General features: G+C 65.4%; 5 protein-coding genes and 1 pseudogene. 4 read left to right on the forward strand and 2 right to left on the reverse strand.

Features of this window, described 5'->3' with window-relative positions:
• Window positions 1–394: pseudogene (locus tag FKP22_RS19860) on the forward strand (hypothetical protein); the annotation flags it as partial.
• Window positions 395–558: 164 nt separating this feature from the next.
• Complete coding sequence (locus FKP22_RS33965; RefSeq protein WP_231010954.1) at window positions 559–930, forward strand: PDDEXK nuclease domain-containing protein; 372 nt, start codon at window positions 559–561, stop codon at window positions 928–930.
• A gap of 115 nt (window positions 931–1,045) precedes the next feature.
• Here the strand turns inward: FKP22_RS33965 and FKP22_RS19870 are convergent, their stop codons facing one another.
• Entirely contained in the window at window positions 1,046–2,146 is a 1,101-nt protein-coding gene (locus tag FKP22_RS19870; protein ID WP_141289434.1) for an alkene reductase, read from the reverse strand.
• Window positions 2,147–2,217: 71 nt separating this feature from the next.
• Between FKP22_RS19870 and FKP22_RS19875 the strand changes: the two genes are divergently transcribed.
• Window positions 2,218–2,709, forward strand: coding sequence for a winged helix-turn-helix transcriptional regulator (locus FKP22_RS19875; protein WP_231010952.1), 492 nt, complete (start codon window positions 2,218–2,220; stop codon window positions 2,707–2,709).
• A 245-nt stretch (window positions 2,710–2,954) separates the two neighbouring features.
• On the forward strand, window positions 2,955–4,145 hold the full coding sequence (locus FKP22_RS19880) for an outer membrane protein assembly factor BamB family protein (RefSeq protein WP_141289435.1): 1,191 nt from the start codon (window positions 2,955–2,957) through the stop codon (window positions 4,143–4,145).
• A 17-nt stretch (window positions 4,146–4,162) separates the two neighbouring features.
• Here FKP22_RS19880 and FKP22_RS19885 read toward each other — a convergent pair.
• Window positions 4,163–5,425 (reverse strand): putative sulfate exporter family transporter (locus tag FKP22_RS19885; protein WP_141289436.1); only part of this gene is annotated, 1,263 nt, incomplete at its 5' end.

Genomic DNA, 5,425 nt, shown 5'->3' on the forward strand with positions numbered 1-5,425 from the left:
CGTGTTCGGCAAGTTCATCGAACTCGGCTGGTGGATCCCGGTCGGCCTGCTCGGCATCGTGCTGGCCATCTCCGGCCCCAGCATGCTCATCGCCTGGCTCAAACTCCGCCAACGCAGCCTCGGCCCCATCCTGGACGCCAGCGGCTGGGCGATCAATGGGCGCATGCGGCTGAATGTGCGCCTGGGCGCGTCGCTTTCAGAAGAGGCCAAGCTGCCGCCGGGTGCGAGCCGCAAGCCGGATCCGTATGCCGAACGCCATGGCACGGCGTGGACCGTGGGCGCGGTGGTGCTGGTCGTCGCGCTGCTGGGCCTGGGCTGGCGGGTGGGGTGGTTGAATGGGGTGTTGCCGGAGGCGTTGCAGCATGGCGCGGCGGTCGCTGCGGCGGCGAAATAGCGGCCGGCCGGTCCAAGTCGAGAGAACCAGGTTCCGGTCGACGACGCCCGGATCCTTGCCGTTGCGCGGCGCCTGCGCTCGACGCCAACCGCCTGACCTACCCTGGCTGGGAGATTTGCTACACAGCGTGTAGCAAATTGAGCTGGAGCCACAACCGGCTCATCATGCGGGAGGACGACCCCAAGGCCAGGGCCTACTACCTGCTCAAGTGCTTTGTCATCATCGACCTGAAGACGGGCAAGCTCAGCCACCAGGACATCGGCCAGATGGACATGTATGTGCGCATGTTCGACGACCTCAAGCGTGGCGAGGACGACAACCCCACCATCGGCATCATCCTGTGCGACAGCAAGGATGAAACCGTCGTCAAGTATTCGGTGATCCAGGAAAGCCAGCAGCTCTTCGCCTCCAAGTACCAGCGGGTGCTGCCCACCGAAGCGGAGCTGGTAGCGGAGATCGCACGGGAAAAGCGCCTGATCGGCGCACACCGTGACTTGCCCGATGCAACCGGGACGTCAGACCCAGAATCACCATGACCGATGAGACAGAACTCGTTCACTCGCCGCTGACGCCCTGAACTGAAACGCGCGCCGCAACAACGTCGGCACCGTCGCCGCATTGGGCGTGGCACATCACGACCGTGGCGATCACCTACTGCACGCTGGTTTCGGATGAAGGGTAGTCGATGTAGCCTTTGTCCGTACCGCCGTAGAAAGCGCTGGGATCCGCTTGGTTGAGAGGGGAATCAGTCCGATAGCGCGCCACCAAGTCGGGGTTTGCGATGAACGGCACTCCGAAAGAGATGAGGTCGGCTTCCTGGGCGGCCAAGGCTTGCTCTGCCGTTTCCTTACCGTAGCCCCCGTTGAGGATGAAAGGACCGGTGAAGAGTTTGCGCAGGGCTGGGGCAATCGGCTCCTTGCTCTGTTTCGGGGCCATGAAGTGGCCCGGCAGCGCCTCCATCACGTGCAGGTAGGCCAGCCCGAACCGCTCGAGTTGCTGAGCGAGGTAGCTGAAGGTAGCCCGCGGATCAGCGTCAGAGATGCCGCCCAAGTTCGCGCTCGGGGACATCTTGTAGCCGACACGGCCGGCTCCAAACACGTCCACTGCAGCCTGCACCACTTCAAGTGCAAAGCGGGCGCGATTCTCAAGGCTGCCGCCGTATTCGTCGGTACGCAAGTTCGTGCCGCTTTGCAGGAACTGGTCGATGAGGAAACCGTTGGCGCCGTGGACTTCAACGCCGTCGAAGCCAGCGGCTTGGGCATTCTTGGCGGCTTGGCGGAAGTCCTCCACGATGACTTTCACCTCGTGGGTTTCCAAGGCGCGGGGCGTGGGCACTTCTTCCATGCCGTTGCCTGTGAAGGCGGTGGCTGTGGGCTTCACGGCAGAGGGCGCCACCGGCAGGGCTCCGTTGTGAAAGTAAGGGTGGGAGACAGCCCCAACATGCCACAGTTGCAGGAAGATGCGGCCCCCGGCGGCATGCACAGCCTCCGTGACCAGCTTCCAGCCTGCCGCTTGCTCGGCCGAGTAGATGCCCGGCGTATCAATGTAGCCAACTGCTTGGGGCGAAATTGGGGAGCCTTCGCTGATGATCAGGCCTGCTGTGGCGCGCTGCGCGTAGTAGAGCGCGGCGGAAGCGGCCGGTACGTTGCCAGGGCGCTGAGCGCGGCTGCGCGTCATCGGGGCCATGATCAGGCGGTTGGAAAGGGTCAGCGCGCCGACTTGAAAGGGCGTGAAAAGCATGGAGTCGCTCATGGCGGTTGATCAAGCCATGACTCTAGGATTACACTTTCCATTTGGGAAGTACTTACCCCAGAGTGTGTGCCATGACGACCATCAAAGAACGCTCCAGTGTCCAAAAAAACAAGCAGGCTGTGCTCGAGGTCTGTCCCGTCACGTATGTGATGGAGCGCATTGGCGGGTACTGGAAGCCGGTCATCCTCTACGAGCTCTCATTTGGCGAAATGCGCTACAGCGAACTGCGTAGGCGCATGCCAGGCATCAGCGAGAAAGTCCTCATTCAGCAACTCAAGCAATTGGAGGCCGACGGCTTGCTGACGCGCGAAGCCAGACCAGTCGTGCCTCCCCATGTCACTTACAGCCTTACGTTGGCGGGCCGGGACATGCTGCCGGTGATGAGAGCCATGGTGGATTGGGCTGAAAAGTACATTTTCACGTCAGATGCAAAAAGCACGCGCGTCGACCTCACGCCTGGAAATTCGGAACGGTCACAAACCACCGCCGACTTTCGTTCCGAAAAAATTTTAGACACCGCCCGCACATTTGATTCAGGCGGCGACCCTGGTCGCTTTTCTTGAACTTTCAAATGTGTGAGGTGTTTGTGCATAAACTCAAAGCAGTCGACAACCACAGCGTGCCCCCGGGCGGGCATCACGTGAGCGCAACCGCTGCAAAGTCGACGCAGTCCACCCGATCTTCTTCGCCGCACCCGGGCGTCACAGCGTGCTGTGCCGGACCAACCTAGGGATCCCCAGGGCAAACCGCCACGCGGCATTCATGGGCAGCGGATAGATTCGACTGAATTTCATTGAGAGCCCTGTCCATGCCGATCCCCCGCTTTTTGTCCCTCGCGCTGCTTGCAGCCGCCGCCTGCGCCTCGACAACGCCTGCCTTTGCCAAATGGCCGCAAGAGGGCTACAGCGCGGCCAAGGGCCAGGCCAACACCGATGAGGCCACGTTGACGGCTCGCAACGTGGCCGGGTTGCAGCTGAAGTGGCAGCGGCAGCTGGGGCAGTTCTATGCCAGCGCCGTCACGCAGGCCGGGCCGCAGTTGCTGGCTTGCTCGAACCTTTTCGACGTGTCTGCGCTGAAGCTGGGCAGCGGTGCCAGCAAGTGGGACCAGCTGGCAGGCGTGGGCAACTGCGGCACGCCGGCCACGGCGGGTGGGCAGACCTTCCTCGTCAGCTCGGCGCTGTCGCCGAACTACCGCAATGTCGTCAGCGCGCTGGACACGGCCAGCGGCCATGTGCTGTGGGAAACGGACTTGCCGGCCAGCAGCAGCGACATGGGGCTGAATGCGGACCCTGCGCTGAGCCAGGGGCGGCTGTACGTCAGCAGCAACCGTGGCCAGGTCGTGGCGCTGGACACGGCCACCGGCCAGCAGGCCTGGCGCAGCACCACGGGCGGCAACGGCGTGATGAACAACGACCCGGCGGTCGCCGGTGGCCGTGTGTTCGTCAGCACCTGGCTGGAATGCTGCGGCAACGGAGCGCGCAAGCTGCATGCGTATGACGCGGCGACCGGCGCCGAGCTGTGGGCCGCCGAAGTCGCCACCAGCAACATGCAGCGTCCGGCGCAGCCGCTGGGCGACAAGGTGGTCGTCACGACCGATTCGGGCCTGGTGAATGCCTATGACGCTGCCACTGGCGCGCTGAGCTGGTCGCGCACGGTGGGCTTCGTCGACCACGCGATGGCGTTGCACGGCCAGGCGGTCTACGTGCCGGTGGGCACCAGCGTGCTGGCGCTGGACGCGGCCACCGGCAACACGCTGTGGACCCGCCAGTTGCCCAGCGGCCAGGGTGCCATCTCCAACCTGGTCTGGGCCAATGGCCTGGTCTACCTGCTGGCCCAGAACGCCAGCAGCGAAACAGCGGTGGTCGCGCTGAAGGCTGGCAACGGCAAGCCGGTGGCCAGCGTGCCGGTGTCGATCTCCGGCAGCTACGCGCGCCTCAGTCTGTCTGATGGCATGGTCTACATCAGCGCCAACGGCACCCTGAGCGCGCTGGGGCTCTGAGCCCCCGGCAGGCAGGGCTACAGGCCGGACAGGAAGCGGTAGACCGCCTGCTGCTCGGCCTCGTCCAGCTCGAAGAAGCGCTGGCGCACGATCTCGGCTTCGCCGCCGTGGGCCAGCACGGCGTCGCGCAGCGTCTCGGCGCGGCCGTCGTGCAGGTAGCGCTGGCGCATGTGCAGGCCAACCAGCGGCGTGGTGCGCCAGTCGGCACCGGTGGCCTCGCCCTGCACGATCTTGTCGTCCAGCGCGGGGCCCATGTCGTGCAGCAGCAGGTCCGAATACAGCGGCACGTCGCCATGGATGCCGGGCAGCGAAGGCACATGGCATTTGGCGCAGCCCACGGCGTCGAACACGCGGCCGCCAGCGTCCAGCCGCCGGGCCAAGCCCAGCTCCGCGCCTGCCCTATCCGCAGCATCCGAAGGCAGCTCCGCCCCGCTGCCGCTCAGCCGCACCATCGCATAGGCCAGCCCGGCCGACAGGGCCAGCGCCAGCGCGCAAAGCCCCGCCAGCCGCAAGGCCTGCGCAGGCTGGCGAGGCAGGCGCAGCGGTGTGCTCAGGCCCAGCGCGATCATCACCATCAGGAACAGGAACTGGTCGAACTGCAGCAGGCTCGCTCGGACCTGCGGATGCAGCGTGATGCTGGAGTTCAGCAGCAGCACCACCAGGAAGCCGACGACGAACCACGGCACGGCCACGCGAGGGCGCGCCGCACCAGCCTGCTCGCCCTCGCTGCCAGTCCCCGGCAGGCGCTGCAGCCCCATCACCAGCAGCAGCGGGATCAGCATCACCACCTTGCTGAGCTTGACCAGCGTGGCGGTGTTCAGCGCGCCTTCGGAGATGGCGAAGGAGGCGCCGTAGACCTGGGCCAGCTCGAAGATGCTGGCGCCCACGGTGACGCCAAAACCATGCTCGTCCAGCCCCGGCAGCCAGCCGGCGGTGAAGGCGATGGGGTACAGCAGCAGCGCCACGGTGCCGCTCACGGTGATCAGGCTGATGGCCAGGCCGGCATGCTTCTCGCGCCCCGGCGCAAGCGCGGCCACCGAGAGAATGGCCGCCGCCCCGCAGACGGACGAGCCCACCGCCACCAGCAGCGCCAGCGCCGGGTCCAGCCCGAACCAGCGGCGCCCCGCCCAGCGCACCAGCAACAGCACCACCACCAGCTCGACCGCGGCGATCAGGATAGTCACCAGCCCCAGCGAGACCAACAGCAGCACGGTGATGCGAAAGCCCAGCAGCATCACGCCCAGGCGCAGCAGCTGGCGCTTGGTGAAGGCGAGACCGGG

The sequence above is a fragment of the Ideonella azotifigens genome, from assembly GCF_006519715.1.
Lineage (GTDB): Bacteria > Pseudomonadota > Gammaproteobacteria > Burkholderiales > Burkholderiaceae_C > Ideonella > Ideonella azotifigens.

What these genes read in the sequence shown, in the direction of transcription:
- FKP22_RS19880 (WP_141289435.1), top strand. Translation starts at nt 2,955, where the DNA reads ATGCCGATCCCCCGCTTTTTGTCCCTCGCGCTGCTTGCAGCCGCCGCC.
- FKP22_RS33965 (WP_231010954.1), top strand. Translation starts at nt 559, where the DNA reads ATGCGGGAGGACGACCCCAAGGCCAGGGCCTACTACCTGCTCAAGTGC.
- FKP22_RS19875 (WP_231010952.1), top strand. Translation starts at nt 2,218, where the DNA reads ATGACGACCATCAAAGAACGCTCCAGTGTCCAAAAAAACAAGCAGGCT.
- FKP22_RS19870 (WP_141289434.1), bottom strand. Translation starts at nt 2,146, where the DNA reads ATGAGCGACTCCATGCTTTTCACGCCCTTTCAAGTCGGCGCGCTGACC.